This is a genomic window from Leclercia adecarboxylata (genome assembly GCF_006874705.1).
GTDB classification, from domain to species: domain Bacteria; phylum Pseudomonadota; class Gammaproteobacteria; order Enterobacterales; family Enterobacteriaceae; genus Enterobacter; species Enterobacter adecarboxylatus_C.
The window spans coordinates 4,658,564-4,674,197 of sequence record NZ_CP035382.1 but is presented as its reverse complement, the minus strand read 5'-3'; the positions used below and the strand labels follow the sequence as shown (position 1 = coordinate 4,674,197).

Annotated in this window: 16 protein-coding genes and 1 riboswitch; of the genes, 6 read left to right on the top strand and 10 right to left on the bottom strand. The window is 57.4% G+C overall.

Going from position 1 to position 15,634, the window contains the following annotated elements; translation table 11 throughout:
* Positions 1 to 12 precede the first annotated feature (12 nt).
* Complete coding sequence (gene rlmA / locus ES815_RS23315; protein ID WP_142489939.1) at positions 13 to 828, top strand: 23S rRNA (guanine(745)-N(1))-methyltransferase; 816 nt, start codon at positions 13 to 15, stop codon at positions 826 to 828.
* On the opposite strand, the gene mntP is transcribed toward rlmA, so the two are convergent.
* The 5 genes from mntP to manX form a co-directional block, all read right to left on the bottom strand.
* Positions 825 to 1,388 carry a manganese efflux pump MntP gene (mntP, locus tag ES815_RS23310; protein ID WP_142490115.1) on the bottom strand — a complete coding sequence of 188 codons (564 nt, stop codon included), beginning with the start codon at positions 1,386 to 1,388 and terminating at the stop codon, positions 825 to 827. The two genes, rlmA and mntP, sit on opposite strands and share 4 nt — an antisense overlap.
* A 1-nt stretch (position 1,389) precedes the next feature.
* A riboswitch (yybP-ykoY riboswitch) is annotated at positions 1,390 to 1,580 on the bottom strand.
* A gap of 197 nt (positions 1,581 to 1,777) precedes the next feature.
* Positions 1,778 to 2,236, bottom strand: a complete 459-nt coding sequence (locus tag ES815_RS23305; protein ID WP_142489938.1) for a DUF986 family protein — start codon at positions 2,234 to 2,236, stop codon at positions 1,778 to 1,780.
* A 57-nt stretch (positions 2,237 to 2,293) separates the two neighbouring features.
* The gene (locus tag ES815_RS23300; RefSeq protein ID WP_039030789.1) at positions 2,294 to 3,145 is read right to left on the bottom strand and encodes a PTS mannose transporter subunit IID; all 852 of its coding nucleotides are present in this window, start codon (positions 3,143 to 3,145) and stop codon (positions 2,294 to 2,296) included.
* 12 nt (positions 3,146 to 3,157) lie between these two features.
* Entirely contained in the window at positions 3,158 to 3,955 is a 798-nt protein-coding gene (locus ES815_RS23295; protein ID WP_142489937.1) for a PTS mannose/fructose/sorbose transporter subunit IIC, read from the bottom strand.
* Between the two features lie 47 nt (positions 3,956 to 4,002).
* A complete protein-coding gene (gene manX / locus ES815_RS23290; RefSeq protein ID WP_142489936.1) occupies positions 4,003 to 4,974 on the bottom strand; it encodes a PTS mannose transporter subunit IIAB in 972 nt (323 codons plus the stop codon).
* A 317-nt stretch (positions 4,975 to 5,291) separates the two neighbouring features.
* Between manX and ES815_RS24180 the strand changes: the two genes are divergently transcribed.
* Both ES815_RS24180 and yoaE read left to right on the top strand, forming a co-directional pair.
* Complete coding sequence (locus ES815_RS24180; protein ID WP_374049295.1) at positions 5,292 to 5,450, top strand: protein YoaL; 159 nt, start codon at positions 5,292 to 5,294, stop codon at positions 5,448 to 5,450.
* Positions 5,438 to 6,997, top strand: a complete 1,560-nt coding sequence (gene yoaE, locus ES815_RS23285) for a CNNM family cation transport protein YoaE (protein ID WP_142489935.1) — start codon at positions 5,438 to 5,440, stop codon at positions 6,995 to 6,997. The genes ES815_RS24180 and yoaE overlap by 13 nt, the downstream gene beginning before the upstream one ends.
* Here the strand turns inward: yoaE and ES815_RS23280 are convergent, their stop codons facing one another.
* The 4 genes from ES815_RS23280 to pabB all read right to left on the bottom strand — a co-directional run bounded on the left by ES815_RS23280 (position 6,998) and on the right by pabB (position 12,233).
* Entirely contained in the window at positions 6,998 to 8,590 is a 1,593-nt protein-coding gene (locus ES815_RS23280) for an EAL domain-containing protein (RefSeq protein ID WP_142489934.1), read from the bottom strand.
* A 160-nt stretch (positions 8,591 to 8,750) separates the two neighbouring features.
* The gene (gene sdaA / locus ES815_RS23275) at positions 8,751 to 10,115 is read right to left on the bottom strand and encodes an L-serine ammonia-lyase (protein WP_142489933.1); all 1,365 of its coding nucleotides are present in this window, start codon (positions 10,113 to 10,115) and stop codon (positions 8,751 to 8,753) included.
* 183 nt (positions 10,116 to 10,298) lie between these two features.
* Positions 10,299 to 10,877, bottom strand: coding sequence for a CoA pyrophosphatase (locus tag ES815_RS23270; protein WP_142489932.1), 579 nt, complete (start codon positions 10,875 to 10,877; stop codon positions 10,299 to 10,301).
* A gap of 3 nt (positions 10,878 to 10,880) precedes the next feature.
* A complete protein-coding gene (pabB, locus tag ES815_RS23265; RefSeq protein WP_142489931.1) occupies positions 10,881 to 12,233 on the bottom strand; it encodes an aminodeoxychorismate synthase component 1 in 1,353 nt (450 codons plus the stop codon).
* A gap of 61 nt (positions 12,234 to 12,294) precedes the next feature.
* Here pabB and ES815_RS23260 point away from each other — a divergent pair, with 61 nt between their 5' ends.
* Positions 12,295 to 12,480, top strand: a complete 186-nt coding sequence (locus ES815_RS23260) for a YoaH family protein (RefSeq protein WP_142489930.1) — start codon at positions 12,295 to 12,297, stop codon at positions 12,478 to 12,480.
* 5 nt (positions 12,481 to 12,485) lie between these two features.
* Here ES815_RS23260 and ES815_RS23255 read toward each other — a convergent pair whose 3' ends face one another.
* The gene (locus ES815_RS23255; protein ID WP_142489929.1) at positions 12,486 to 12,830 is read right to left on the bottom strand and encodes a RidA family protein; all 345 of its coding nucleotides are present in this window, start codon (positions 12,828 to 12,830) and stop codon (positions 12,486 to 12,488) included.
* A 127-nt stretch (positions 12,831 to 12,957) separates the two neighbouring features.
* On the opposite strand from ES815_RS23255, the gene ES815_RS23250 reads away from it, so the two are divergent.
* Both ES815_RS23250 and tsaB read left to right on the top strand, forming a co-directional pair.
* Entirely contained in the window at positions 12,958 to 14,868 is a 1,911-nt protein-coding gene (locus ES815_RS23250; RefSeq protein ID WP_142489928.1) for an ATP-dependent DNA helicase, read from the top strand.
* A 66-nt stretch (positions 14,869 to 14,934) separates the two neighbouring features.
* Positions 14,935 to 15,630: a tRNA (adenosine(37)-N6)-threonylcarbamoyltransferase complex dimerization subunit type 1 TsaB gene (gene tsaB, locus ES815_RS23245; protein WP_142489927.1), complete on the top strand. Its 696-nt coding sequence runs from the start codon at positions 14,935 to 14,937 to the stop codon at positions 15,628 to 15,630.
* Positions 15,631 to 15,634: the final 4 nt, after the last annotated feature.

The following is a 15,634-nucleotide window of genomic DNA, read 5'->3' as shown; positions in this document are numbered from 1 at the left end:
CCCGGAGTTACCATGACATTCTGCTGTCCTCTTTGCCACGCGCCTCTGGCGCACACGGATAAAAGTTACGCCTGCCCGCAGGGGCATCGGTACGATATGGCGAAAGAGGGCTATGTTAATCTGCTCCCGGTGCAGCATAAGCGTTCCCGGGATCCGGGCGACAGTGCGGAGATGATGCAGGCCCGCAGAGCCTTTCTCGATGCCGGCCATTATCAGCCCCTGCGCGACGAGGTCGCCGGTAAGCTGGCAGCGTTATTGCCTGAAGGGGCGACATCGATCCTCGATATCGGCTGTGGAGAAGGATATTACACCGCCGCCTTTGCCGATACTGCCCAGAAAAAGGGCGCCGCAACCTTTGGGCTGGATGTCTCTAAATCCGCCATCCGTGCCGCAGCTAAACGCTATTCGCAGGTCACCTTTTGCGTGGCGTCCAGCCACCGCCTGCCGTTTGAAGAGAGCAGCATGGATGCGGTGATCCGCATCTACGCCCCCTGCAAAGGCGAAGAGCTGGCCCGAGTGGTGAAAGAGGGGGGCTGGGTGATCACCGTTACGCCGGGTCCGCGTCATCTGATGGAGCTGAAAGGGCTGATCTACAGCGACGTTCTGCTGCATGCCCCGCACTCGGAGCAACTGAGCGGCTTTGCGCTCCGGGAGGAGCAGTCGCTGGGGTATAACATGTCGTTGAGCGGAACAGAGGCGGTGGCGCTGTTACAGATGACGCCGTTTGCGTGGCGGGCAAAACCTGAGGTGTGGGAGACGCTGGCAAAACAGGAACTTTTCAGCTGCCAGACCGATTTTAGCATCCACTGCTGGCAGCGCGTCGCTTAACCGGCGAAGTGGCTCCACATAATTTGAGCGCCGATACCGATTAATACAATACCGCCGAGGATTTCGGCGCGTTTCCCTAACAGCGGGCCGATAAACCGGCCGATCATCATCCCCAGGGTGGACATGATTAAGGTCGCGCAGCCAATCGCCAGCGCGGTAGCGATAATGTTCACCTGCAGGAACGCCAGCCCCACGCCGACGGCCATCGCATCAAGGCTGGTGGCGATCGCCGTGGTCACCAGCAGCCAGAAGCCGTGGCGGTGAACGGGCTCATCTTCATCAACGTCATTACGAATGCCTTCAATAACCATACGTCCGCCGAGGAAAGTCAGCAGGATAAAGGCGATCCAGTGATTCCACTCCAGCACGAACTGGCTGGCGAGCATCCCCAGACCCCAGCCAATCAGCGGCGTCAGGGTTTCGATAGCACCAAAGATCAGACCGGTACGCAGGGCTTCAGAGAATTTAGGTTTGTGGAGCGTGGCGCCTTTTCCCATGGAAGCAGCAAATGCATCCATAGACATACCAAAGGCCAGAAGAAGTGTTGCAGAGAGGTTCATCAGCGCGTCCAGACCGGGATATCCATATGACACATCACTGCCCCCAGTAAACAGCAGTTGATGCGTCTATGGTCTCGCCTGATTGGTCTGCCTGACGCAGAAACAATCCGTACGTGCCACGTTTTGCAACGAGTATGTTGACACGTACATTTCCGGCATACCGGAAATCGGCTACTCCCCAACGACGGGCGCAACCTTAACATATTTTGAGAAGTTAAAACAACAACCGGAAAGTATTATTCTCCCGGCTGGTTGATAACGATTTTCATTTAGATTTTGATGTGAAAATAACGTTAATAATATGGCGTGTATTCACGCAGAAAATATAGCTTTGGCTATATGACAGGGTAATTTTTTCGTCAAAATATAGCCAGTGCTATTATTTTATCTTACTGAGTTTTAACGAGTAATTTGTATATCTTCTCCAGGTCTTCAATATTCTTCACCCGGATAAGCAGGCGTCGCTGTTCCAGTTGCATCACCAATACGCCGTCTTCCGATAAATTCATCTCTTTAATACGGTTATATTCTATCCAGACATTGGCGAAAAAGAATCCACTGGATTTGAAGATTATTTTCGGCACCCGCATCCAGAACAGATAAAACGCCATTAATGCCAGAACACATAATAACCATGTGGTTAATAACGCACCCTGGCTCATGACGTTGTTATAAATCAGGATCATCAGCAGGCCGGCGAAGATCACGGCATCGACGCGACCGCGACGCAGCAGGGGGATAGTGAGCAAGGTAGGGCCGTTGCGGCGCGGCATGATCAATTCGTCGTAGATGGCATACGCCAGAAGGGCAACAATAAAGACAACCAGTACGATGTCCGTGACCGTCATTCATCCTCCGGATAAAAAAACGGGGGCATACATGCCCCCGGTGTATTCAGTGAAAACTTACAGACCCAGCAGACCGATAGCGTAACCCACGATACCGATAACGAAGAAGCCGACGATAATCCACAGCGCATTCACTTTCTTACGCAGCAGCCACATACAGGCGAAGGTCAACAGCAGCGGCACCAGGCCCGGCATCAGCTGGTCAAGGATGGTTTGCACGGTGGTTACGCGAGTCTGACCATCCTGACCGGTGATGGTTGACACCACCAGCGGAATGTTGACGTGCGTCCACTTGTTTACCAGCGCCCCCATCACAAACAGGCCGAGGATTGACGCCCCCTCAGTCAGTTTCTGCAGGAAGCCGCCGCCCATGTCCTGAACGATATCCACGCCCTTACGGTAGCCGTAAGCGACGCCGTAGTAACGGGTCGCCAGACGCACTACGTTAAACAGGATAAAGAACAGCAGAGGACCGAGCAGGCTGCCGCTCATGGCGATACCCGCCCCCAGCGCCGCGAAGACCGGACGCACGGTACCCCAGAAGATCGGGTCACCGACGCCTGCCAGCGGTCCCATCAGACCGACTTTGATACCGTTAATAGCACCATCGTCGATTTCGGCACCGTTCGCACGCTGCTCCTCCATCGCCAGCGTAACGCCCAGTACCGGGGCCGCAACGTAAGGGTGGGTGTTGAAGAATTCCAGGTGACGCTTAATCGCCTGGCGACGCGCTTCGTTATTTTCCGGGTACAGACGTTTGATCGCCGGTACCATTGAGAAGCAGAAGCCCAGCGCCTGCATACGTTCGAAGTTCCATGAACCCTGGAACAGGTTTGAACGGATGAACACGCCACGAATATCCCCTGGAGTCAGTTTTTTCTGAGGGGTAGTTTTAGTCATATCAACCATGTCGCTCACCTGCTAGTCCAGTTCGTTATCGAGATCGTTATTACCAGCAACCTGTGCACCACCGGCTACGCGGTTATATTTCGGGCTCAGCTGGATGTAGAGGATAGCCATGACCGCACCAATCACGCCCAGTGCTACCAGGTTGAAGTTGGTAAATGCCGCGGTAACAAAGCCGAGGTAGAAGAACGGCATCAGGTAGCCTGCGCGCATCATGTTAATGACCATCGCATAACCAACCACCACGATCATGCCGCCGGCGATGTTCAGACCACCGGTAACGACCTCTGGAATGGCGTTCAGCATGCTCTGGACTTCGCTGGTGCCGACAGAAATTGCCACGATAACCGCCGGGATAGCAATACGCATCGCCTGCAGGAACAGGGACGAGACGTGGAGCCACGAGAGCGCCGTCAGGTTGCCATTCTCCGCCGCCTTATCAGCCGCATGCTGGAAGGCAACGGTAATGGTACGCACGATAATGGTCAGAACCTGGCCCGCAGCCGCCAGCGGGATAGCCAGCGCGATACCGGCACCGATATTTTGATGGCCGGCGATAACCAGCACGGTAGAGATAATGGAGGCGAGCGCCGCATCCGGTGCAACCGCAGCACCGATGTTCATCCAGCCGAGGGCGATCATTTCCAGGGTACCACCGATGATGATACCGGTTTTCATATCCCCGAGAACGGCGCCGATTAACGTACAGGCAACCAGCGGACGGTGAAACTGAAATTCATCAAGTACGGATTCCATACCCGCTATACAAGCGACGATGAACACCAGCACAATCTGAAGAGTGGTAATCTCCATTGTACTTCTCCTATGACATAAGCTTTATGTGAAAAATCAGCGCGGGGTTATTTCCCGACTTTGCCGATCAAATCCATCATTTTCAGTTTCTGGTCGGTGGAAACCTTACGGGCCTCCAGTTCAATGCCGCGTGCATTCAGCTTGTTAAAGGCTTCAATATCCTTCTCATCGACTGAAATCGCGTTGTTCACCTGAGTTTTACCCTGGCGGAACGCCATACCCCCAATGTTGACGGACTTGATGTTCACGCCGCCTTCGACAACGCGTTCCACGTCTGTCGGATTGGTAAACAACAGCATGATGCGTTCGCCCGCATATTTCGGGTTGTTATAAACGCGGATCATTTTGGCGACGTCTACCACGTGGGCGGTTACGCCCGGTGGGGCCACCTGGGTAAGGAGGGTTTTACGGACCGTATCGGCGGCCACTTCATCGCTGACTACGATGATGCGCTGGACGTTGGTCTCTTTGGTCCAGCGCGTCGCGACCTGACCGTGGATCAGACGGTCGTCGATACGGGCAAGGCCAATCTGCATGTAATCGTTCGGGCCCATTGGCTTAAGCGGGGCGGCGGGTTTAGCAGCGGCTGCGGCAACCGGCGCGGGTTTCGCGACTTCGACCGGTTTCGCTTTCAGCGCTTTCACGCCTTCGCGACCGGTTTCAACCGCCAACGCAACCAGCTCGTCAAAGCTCGGGTTGTCGTCGCGTGCCATCAGGGTTTCAACCAGCATCGGAATATTGACCCCGGCGACCACCTCATGCTGCTCTTTATCGACCACAATGCGGCTGGCGGCGTTAAACGGGCTGCCACCCCATGTGTCAACAAGGAACAATACGCCGCTGCTGGTGTCCAGTCTGGACAGTTGAGCCGTGTATTTCTCTATCAGTGTCTCGGCGTTTTCACCGGGAACGAAATCGATCCAGCCGACGTTTTCCTGTTCGCCTAAAAGCATTTCTGCGGTTTTAAGTAACTGCTCTGCAGCCCAACCATGTGTGCCTATAACAATAGCAATAGTCACTTGCTACCTCCTTTTATTATCGTTAATGCCCAAAACGCGTCAGGACATTAGTGATCTTCTTCGAAAGAACGAATCGATTCAGATAAGGGTTAGAGTTCAACTCACTCAGTCTTACGCGATTTATTTTAGACAGTGAAAAAATAATTTATGTGATGAAGATCCGTAATTTAGCCTAAGCCAATGAGATATTTCTGTGATCAAAAAAAGCGCTGAAACATCTGTTTGCAAAGGAAAGTAAATCTTTGCCATAAAGCCCATGTCTCTGATATGTTTAGCGTCCGTTTACTTGTCAGGAGTATTGGGCAGCAGCCCACTGTATGGACCGTCACCGACGCCAGTCACACACCCGGCCAATTCTGGCCAGCCTTACCGGCGATTCGCGCCACTCACTGTTTACGCCTTTTACCGCTTCGCCCGAATCTATCGCGGCGCCGTTTTGCCATTCCTTTAGCAGGAGCTTGTCATGGAATTCTTAATGGACCCGCAGATCTGGGTGGGATTGCTCACGCTGGTGGTGCTTGAGATCGTACTCGGCATCGATAACCTGGTGTTTATTGCCATCCTTGCGGACAAACTTCCGCCTAAACAACGGGATAAAGCACGCTTAATCGGCCTGTCACTGGCGCTGATCATGCGTCTTGCGCTGCTGTCGGTCATCTCCTGGATGGTGACGCTGACGCAACCGCTGTTCACCGCATTCGATTTCACCTTCTCAGGGCGTGACCTGATCATGCTGCTGGGGGGTATATTCCTGCTCTTCAAGGCCACAACCGAACTCCATGAACGGCTGGAAAATCGCCAGCATGACGACGGACACGGTAAAGGCTACGCCAGCTTCTGGGTGGTGGTTCTGCAAATTGTAGTGCTGGACGCCGTCTTCTCCCTCGACGCGGTGATTACCGCTGTCGGCATGGTGAACCATCTGCCGGTGATGATGGCCGCCGTGGTCATTGCGATGGCGGTGATGTTGCTCGCCTCGAAGCCGTTGACACGATTCGTCAACCAGCATCCGACCGTGGTGGTGCTCTGTCTGAGCTTCCTGCTGATGATTGGTCTGAGCCTGGTGGCAGAAGGTTTCGGCTTCCATATTCCGAAAGGCTATCTGTACGCTGCAATTGGTTTCTCGATCATTATAGAGATGTTTAACCAGATTGCCCGCCGCAACTTTATTCGCCAGCAGTCGAACCAGCCGCTACGTGCCCGTACCGCTGATGCGATTCTGCGTCTGATGGGCGGCCGTCGTGAAGCCAAAGCGCAGCAGGACAGCGACAACCATGCTCCGGTGCCGGTACCCGAAGGTGCCTTTGTGGAAGAAGAGCGTTATATGATCAACGGCGTGCTGTCGCTGGCCTCGCGCTCCCTGCGCGGGATCATGACCCCGCGCGGCGAGATCAGCTGGGTCGATGCCAGCCTGAGTGTGGAAGAAATCCGCCAGCAACTGCTCTCCTCCCCGCACAGCCTGTTCCCGGTCTGTCGCGGTGAGCTGGATGAGATCATCGGCATTGTGCGTGCCAAAGAGATGCTGGTGGCGCTGGAAGAGGGTGCCAATGTGGAAGCTATCGCTGCCGCGTCGCCTGCCATCGTGGTGCCGGAAACCCTCGACCCGATCAACCTGCTTGGCGTGCTGCGCCGTGCCCGGGGTAGCTTTGTTATCGTGACCAACGAGTTTGGCGTGGTGCAGGGCCTGGTGACGCCGCTGGACGTACTGGAAGCCATTGCCGGTGAGTTCCCGGATGCCGACGAAACGCCGGAAATCATCAATGATGGTGACGGCTGGCTGGTAAAAGGCACCACCGACCTGCATGCGCTGCAACATACGCTCGGTCTGGAACATCTGACCAACCATGACGATGATATCGCGACGGTAGCCGGTCTGGTGATCGCCGTTAACGGTCAGATCCCGCGTAGCGGTGATGTGCTTGAATTACCGCCGCTGAAGATCACGATCGTGACCGCCAATGATTACCGCGTTGACCTGGTGCGCATTGTTAAAGAGCAGTCTGCCCACGACGAAGAAGAGTAATCAGGGTAGTGACGGCATCATGTTCCCGCTGTGAGGGGGTGGCGGAGGTGAACTCTCCGCCAGCCACTGCGGGAAATCCCGCAGCGGCATGGGCCGCGCATACAGGAACCCCTGCAGAATTTCGACACCGTGCAGGCGAAGATGCTTCGCCTGGTCGCAGGTTTCCACCCCTTCGGCCACCAGCTCAATGTTCAGACGCTGGGCCAGGGCAATAATAATATCCGTCACCGTCGAGTTAACGGCATCGGTGCCAATCGCGGCGGTGAAGGATTTATCAATTTTCAACACTTCCGGATTGAGTTTCTCCAGCCACGACAGCGAGCTGTTGCCGGTGCCGAAATCATCGATCGCCAGCTTGACCCCTTTCTGATGCAGTGCCTCCACGATGTTGTAATCCATCTCCAGCAGGGTATCGCGCTCGGTGAGCTCTATCACCAGCTGCTGCGGGGGGGCGGCGCTGAACCAGACGTGATTCAGATCGTGGAGAAGCACCCCGTCGCGAAAATGTTTGGCCGCCACGTTGATGCCAATATGAAATCCCGGCGCGGGCGGAAATATTGCCAGCTGGCTGACGGTTTCGATCAGCACGTAGCGGGTCAGGGGGACAATCAGGTTATGCTCCTCCGCCAGCGGGATAAAAATATCCGGGGCGATCCATCCCTGCCGCGGATTATTCCAGCGCAGAAGGATCTCAACCCCGACGCAATCCTGTTTTTTGGCATCGATCAGCGGCTGGCAAAACAGCTCAAACTCACCGGCAGCAAGCCCGTAATTAATCTCCCGGGTGAAGCTCATGCGACTGGCCGTGGCAAGCCAGGCGATATAGCCCACCAGCATGGTGAATATCACCGCCAGCGGCAGCTGCGACGGGAGGTTTTTCAGCGCCAGATCCGTCGGGCCAGGGCCGTTAACGGTAATGGTGAACGGGAAATTGCCGGAGGCCTGCTGATACACCGTTTCGTCACTGTCAAATACCAGCGCGTCTGAGAGCTGGCGCTCATGGTTCAGATGTTTACCGCCCACGCTGAGATTGACGTCGTTGATGATCGGCAGCTGGGGCTCCAGAAGTAGCCTGGCAATGAGATCGATATTCACAATCTCCATCACCCCGTCGTCGCTCTGGCCGGGCACCGGATACCACTGGATAAGCACCGGGCTGCCTTTCAGCAGGGCGTGGTCGGAGGTGAGAAGCAATAAAGGCTGAGACGCGGGCAGTCGGGGCTGGAGCTGGCTGATGGGAATGTCGCGGTTACCGAACATGCTGGAGCAGTAGAGGATACCGTCCTTAATCAGGCCAATCGAGCGTACGGTTTGCAGGGAAGCGGCCTGTTTGCGCAATAAGAAATTGACCTCCACGCAGGGCAGGCCGATCAGCGGCTGTACCACGTCGCGCCCGGTCTCCAGCGGCTGGAGGATCTTATCCAGCGTCTCGACAGCATGCGATACGAAGGCGGCGGTAGACTGCTGATTTAAATTGCGCTGCGAAATAAAGCCGATAATGAGCGTGCAAACAAGGGTGGAAAGTGACAGCACCAGGCAGACGATGATCCGTTTGCGGCGATAATTTTTAATTATCCTGTGAGCTGTTTGCATGCCACGGCCACCTGAAGAGCCACGCGGATGCCCGTGGCAACTCAGGTAGTGTAGTGGGCATTATTTCAGGTAACGAGAAAAGTGCATAAAATTCGCCCATCCGTATCAGATGGGCGAAAGAGGTATGAAAGACAAAAGTCGCAGTGGCGCCGTCAGAGGATTAGTCGCACTGCACCTTGATGGCCAGGCCGCCGCGGGAGGTCTCACGGTATTTGGCGTTCATGTCTTTGCCGGTTTCATACATGGTTTCGATCACCTTATCCAGCGAAACGCGTGGTTCGCTGGTGCGGCGCATCGCCATCCGCGAGGCGTTGATCGCTTTCACCGAAGCAATGGCGTTACGTTCGATACAAGGTACCTGTACCTGGCCTGCAACCGGGTCGCAGGTCAGACCGAGGTTATGCTCCATGCCAATCTCCGCAGCCACGCACACCTGTTCCGGGCTGGCGCCCAGCAGCTCTGCCAGACCGGCCGCCGCCATTGAGCAGGCCACGCCCACTTCACCCTGACATCCCACTTCTGCACCGGAGATGGAGGCGTTCATCTTATAGAGCGCGCCCACCGCGCCCGCGGCGAGGAAGTAACGAATATAGATATCCGGGCTCACCGATTCGATAAAGTGATCGTAGTAGGCCAGTACCGCCGGAACGATACCGCAGGCACCGTTGGTGGGAGCCGTTACCACGCGGCCACCGGCGGCGTTCTCTTCGTTTACCGCCAGGGCAAACATGTTCACCCAGTCGATGACGTTCATCGGATCGTTGGAATATTTGTCGGTGGTGACCAGCATCCGGCGCAGGGCAGAGGCGCGACGCGGTACGCGCAGCGGGCCCGGCAACACGCCTTCGGTATTGATACCGCGATCGATACAGGCGCGCATGGTCTGCCAGACGTTAGCAAAATAGTCTTCAATCTCTTTCTTGCTGTGCAGCGCCAGTTCGTTCTGCATCACCATGCCGGAGAGGGACAGGCCGGTCTCGTGGCAGTAATCCAGCATCTCTTTCGCCGACTTGAACGGGTAAGGCACGTTCACGTCGCCCGTCGCGTCCTGGCCGAAATGCTCTTCGTCGACAATAAAGCCACCGCCGATGGAGTAATAAGTTTTGCTGTAGACCACTTTGTCGCCGCTGAAGGCGTGGATCTGCATCCCGTTTTCATGCAACGAGAGATTGTCGCTGCGAAAACGCATGCCGTCGTCCTGTGGGAAGTCCACTTCCTGCCGGCCATTCGCCAGCAGCAGACGACCGCGCGTTTCCACGTCGCGGATAAACGCCGGAATGGCGTCAATATCTACGGTGTCCGGCATATTTCCGGCCAGACCCATAATAATGGCGATATCGGTGTGGTGGCCTTTACCCGTTAACGACAGTGAACCGTAAACGTCCACGGCCACGCGGGTAATGCTGTCCAGTAATCCTTTTTCGACCAGGTCATCGACGAACTGTTTACCGGCCTTCATCGGCCCTACAGTGTGGGAAGAAGAGGGACCAATCCCCACTTTGAACATGTCGAATATACTAATCACTTTAACACTCCTGACAGGGTTACCGGGTTTCCAGTAACGATGTAATAACTTCGCATAGTGTAAGAGGGAAGCCCGCCGTCAGCTCAACTATTCACATGAATTAAACTAATGCCTGAGGCGGGATAAACTAATAGCGGGAGGCGGATCGCAAAGGTACAAAAAAAGGGCGAATGTAAAGTATAGTCAAGGTTTCAGGCCGATCTGCAGCGCCAGCTCACGAATAATTCCTGCCGTCATGCCCCAGACAAAATAATGCTCATACCAGGATAACCACACCCGATGATCGTGGCCACGACGATGAATATCGAGCGGATGATAACGGCCCAGACGCAGGGCTTCCGCCAGCGGCATTTCGAACACCGACTCCACTTCGTCTTCGCTGGCGTGATAGTGCAGATCCGGCGGGATAATGCCCACTACCGGGGTCACCTGAAAACCGGTCACGCTGTCTACCGGCGGCAGGACGCCAATCACCTCGACCTTGTGCGGCGGGATAGCCACCTCTTCCTCGGCTTCACGCAGGGCGGCGGCAATTAACGAGGCGTCGGTGCTGTCCACCGCGCCGCCGGGAAAGGCCACCTGACCGGCATGCTTGCGCAGCTTCGCCGAGCGCCGGGTCAACAGCAGGCCCGGCTGCTCCCGGCGCACCACCGGGATCAATACCGCCGCCTGACGCTGGTTCAGCGACGTGCTGTTCACCTGCGGGCGCAGAAGCTGAAAACGCGATAAAAAATTGTCGAGGGTCAGGTCGTGGGTATTCACCAGTTAGCGCTCCAGTTGTTGCAGAATACGATTCACTTTATCAAAGGTTTCCTGATATTCCGCCGCGGCCTGGCTGTCAGCCACGATCCCGCCGCCTGCGGAACAGTAGATCTGCCCGGCCACCGCCGTCAGGGTGCGAATAGTGATGCTGGTGTCCATGCCGCCGCACAGGCTGAGATAGCCGATGCTGCCGCACCAGGCGTTACGACGATGGGGTTCCAGCTCGTCGATGATCTCCATTGCCCGCACTTTTGGCGCGCCGGTGATCGAGCCGCCCGGGAAGGCGGCGCGCAGTAGATCGCACGCGGTCTGCGCTGGCGGCAGCCGGGCGGTAATGGTGCTCACCAGGTGATGCACGGCCGGGAAAGGCTCAACCACGAACAGCTCCGGCACCCGCACGCTCCCCGGCTCCGCTACCCGGCCAATGTCGTTGCGCATCAGATCGACAATCATCAGGTTTTCGGCTCTGTCTTTCGGCGAGGCGGCGAGCTTCTCCGCCTGCTGGCGATCGGCATCCGCATCCGCGAGGCGCGGCAGGGTGCCTTTGATCGGGCGGGTCTGGATAGTGCCATCCGCCAGATGGATAAAACGCTCCGGCGACAGGCTGAGGATCGCCCCCTCGTCGAGGCGCAAAAAGGCGCTGAACGGAGCGCGGTTGCTCGCATTCAGTCGGGTAAAGGCCTGCCATTCGTCCCCTTCATAGCGGGCCTGGAAACGCTGGGCCAGATTGACCTGATAGCAGTCGCCGCTGTGCAGAAACGCCTGCACACGATCGAATTTTTCATGATACTCCGCCGCGGTCATATTGGCCTGCCAGCCGGAGGTCAGCCGGAACGCGGGCACATTCGCGGGCGCGCGTCGCGATTCAAGCCACGCCAGGCGGGCTTCAGCATCGCCATGACAGACCAGCGACACCTGCTGGCGGTGATGATCGACCAGGATCGCCCAGTCGTAAAGACCCACGGCCATGTCCGCCAGGGTGATATCGCGCCAGGCCCGTTCCGGCAGCTGCTCAAAGCGGCGGCCGAGGTCGTAGCCGAACAACCCCAGCGCGCCGCCCTGGAAGGGCAGGTCCGGGTCCGGCGTGCAGGGCAGGCCCATCTCATCAATGGCCTGCTGAAGCAGACTCAGCGGACAGGCGTCAGAGTGAACCCCGTCGATCAGCGTATCCACCCCGTGGGTCACCAGCGTGGTGCGCGGGTCGGCCACCAGAATGTCAAAGCGGCTGTAAGGATGATCCGCATGACCAGAATGCAGCAGCATCGCCCACGGCAGATGACTTATTGGCGCAAACCAGAATTCTGCGGCGTCAGGACGCCAGGGTAATGTCAAAACAGTGGGGGATAACGGGTTCATGGGTGGTAGACTACCGGGCAGCGTGAAATAATTAGCGCTGATAATTTAGCAGGAGTTGACGATGTTTGCAGGTTTACCTTCACTGAGCCACGACCAGCAGCAAAAGGCCGTCGAGCGTATTCAGGAGCTGATGTCCCAGGGGATGAGCAGCGGACAGGCTATTTCCCAGGTGGCAGAAGAGCTGCGCGCCACCCATACCGGCGAGCGGATCGTGGCGCGTTTTGAAGATGAGGATGAAGAAGAGTAACGCCCTTACACCGCGGCGATAATCTTAATTTCAACCTTATACTGCGGTTTCATCAGCGCCGCCTGTACCGTGCAGCGTACAGGCGCGTGACCTGCCACGACCCACTCATCCCAGGCTTTGTTCATCGCCGCAAAATCGTCTTTATTGGCCAGGAAGATAGTCGCATCCAGAATGCGGGACTTATCGCTGCCCTGTTTTTCCAGCACCGCGTCGATCTGCGCCAGGGTATTGGCGGTCTGCTCATACGCGTCGGCGTCGAGATTCGCCGGTACGCCGGTGTAGTACAGGGTCTGGTTGTGGATCACTACATCTGACCAGCGGGCTTCGGCATCAATGCGCACAATTGTCATATACGTTTCCTCGTGAGTGTCTGTTTCAGCAGGCAAGACTGCCATATTGTTTTGCCTGCGTCACTCTCGACTGGCGCCAGGGCGAGCGGCCTGACATAATCCCCTGTGCAAAAATACAGGGGGCAGAGTGGCAGACGATTTCGCAGCAGACGGACAGTTAGCAAAGGCAATTCCAGGCTTTAAGCCGCGCGAGCCGCAGCGTCAGATGGCGCACGCGGTGGCCGATGCGATCGACAGCGCCCAGCCGCTGGTGGTGGAAGCGGGCACCGGCACCGGTAAAACCTATGCCTACCTCGCGCCCGCGCTGCGCGCCAAAAAGAAAGTGATCATCTCCACCGGCTCAAAGGCGTTGCAGGATCAGCTCTACAGCCGCGATCTGCCCACCGTAGCTAAGGCCCTGAAATATAAAGGCCGTCTGGCCCTGCTGAAAGGGCGCTCCAACTACCTCTGTATTGAACGTCTCGAACAGCAGGTGCTGGCGGGGGGCGATCTGCCGGTACAGACCCTCAGCGACGTGATCATCCTGCGCAGCTGGGCCAACCAGACCCTCGACGGGGATATCAGCACCTGCGCCAGCGTGGCCGAAGACTCCGCCGCCTGGCCGCTGGTCACCAGCACTAACGACAACTGCCTCGGCAGCGACTGCCCGCTGTACAAAGACTGCTTTGTGGTCAAAGCGCGTAAAACGGCGATGGATGCCGACGTAGTGGTGGTCAACCACCACCTGTTCCTGGCGGATATGGTGGTGAAAGAGAGCGGCTTTGGCGAGCTGATCCCCGAGGCCGACGTCCTGATCTTCGATGAAGCCCATCAGCTCCCGGATATCGCCAGCCAGTACTTCGGCCAGCCCCTCTCCAGCCGTCAGCTGCTGGACCTGGCGAAAGATTTTACCATCGCTTACCGCACTGAACTGAAAGATACCCAGCAGCTGCAGAAGTGCGCCGACCGACTGGCGCAAAGCACGCAGGATTTCCGCATGCAGCTCGGGGAGCCAGGCTATCGCGGCAATCTGCGCGAACTGCTTGCCGATCAGCATATCCAGCGCGCGCTGCTGCTGCTCGATGATGCCCTTGAGCTCTGCTACGACGTGGCGAAGCTCTCCCTGGGGCGCTCGGCGCTGCTGGATGCCGCCTTCGAGCGCGCCACCCTGTACCGCGCCCGCCTGAAACGGCTGAAGGCGTTTAACCAGCCGGGCTACAGCTACTGGTACGAATGCAACTCGCGCCATTTTACCCTCGCGCTGACGCCGCTCACCGTGGCCGATAAGTTCCAGGAAGTGATGGCGCAGAAGCCGGGCAGCTGGATTTTTACCTCCGCCACGCTGTCGGTAAACGACGATCTGCACCACTTCACCGAACGTCTTGGTATCGCAGAGGCCAAATCCCTGCTGTTGCCGAGCCCGTTTGATTATGCCACCCAGGCGCTGCTCTGCGTCCCGCGCAATCTGCCGATGCCTAATCAGCCCGGCGCCGCCCGTCATCTGGCGGCCATGCTCAAGCCGATGATCGAGGCCAACAACGGCCGCTGCTTTATGCTCTGTACCTCCCACGCCATGATGCGCGATCTGGCGGAGCAGTTCCGCGCCACCATGACCCTGCCGGTGCTGTTGCAGGGTGAAACCAGCAAAGGCCAGCTTCTGCAGCAGTTTGTCACCGCGGGGAATGCCCTGCTGGTGGCGACCAGCAGCTTCTGGGAAGGGGTGGACGTGCGCGGCGACGCTCTGTCGCTGGTGATCATCGACAAGCTGCCCTTCACTTCGCCGGACGATCCGCTGCTGAAGGCGCGGATGGAAGATTGCCGTCTGCGCGGGGGCGATCCCTTCGACGAGGTGCAGCTCCCTGACGCGGTCATCACCCTCAAACAGGGCGTGGGCCGTCTGATCCGCGACGTGGACGATCGCGGGGTGCTGGTGATCTGCGATAACCGTCTGGTGATGCGTCCTTACGGGGCCACCTTTATCGCCAGCCTGCCGCCGGCACCGCGCACCCGGGATATCGATCGCGCGGTGCGTTTCCTGGCGGCGTCTCAGTCGGAGTAATTTGCTGACGGGTGTGTTAAAATGCGCGCCTTTTTGTGACTGACCCTTGCGAGAGCGCGACAACACATGCGAATTCTGGCTATTGATACCGCCACAGAGGCCTGCTCTGTTGCCCTGTGGAACGACGGTAAACTCTGTGCTCATTTCGAAGAGTGCCCCCGGGAACATACCCAACGTATCCTGCCTTTGGTGAAGATGATCCTCACCGAGGGCAACACCTCCCTGAATAACCTCGATGCTCTGGCTTATGGCCGCGGCCCCGGCAGCTTTACCGGCGTGCGCATCGGTATTGGCATTGCCCAGGGGCTGGCGCTGGGCGCCGAACTGCCGATGATTGGCGTTTCGACCCTCGCCACCATGGCTGAGGGCGCCTGGCGCAACACCGGTGCCACCCGCGTGCTGGCCGCCATTGACGCCCGGATGGGCGAAGTCTACTGGGCGGAGTACACCCGCGATGAGCAGGGCGTCTGGCACGGTGAAGAGAGCGAAGCCGTGCTCACGCCGGAAGCGGCAGGCGAGCGCATGAAGCAGCTTTCCGGTGAGTGGGCGACCGTCGGGACCGGCTGGCCGGCGTGGCCAGCGATGGCAAACGACAGCGGTCTGACCCTGGTGGACGGCAAGGTGCTGCTGCCTGCCGCCGAAGATATGCTGCCTATCGCCCGTCAGCTGCTGGCCGCAGGAAACACCGTGGCGGTCGAGAAGGCCGAGCCGGTTTATTTGCGAAACACCGTAGCGTGGAAGAAACTTCCGGGCCGGGAGTGAATCT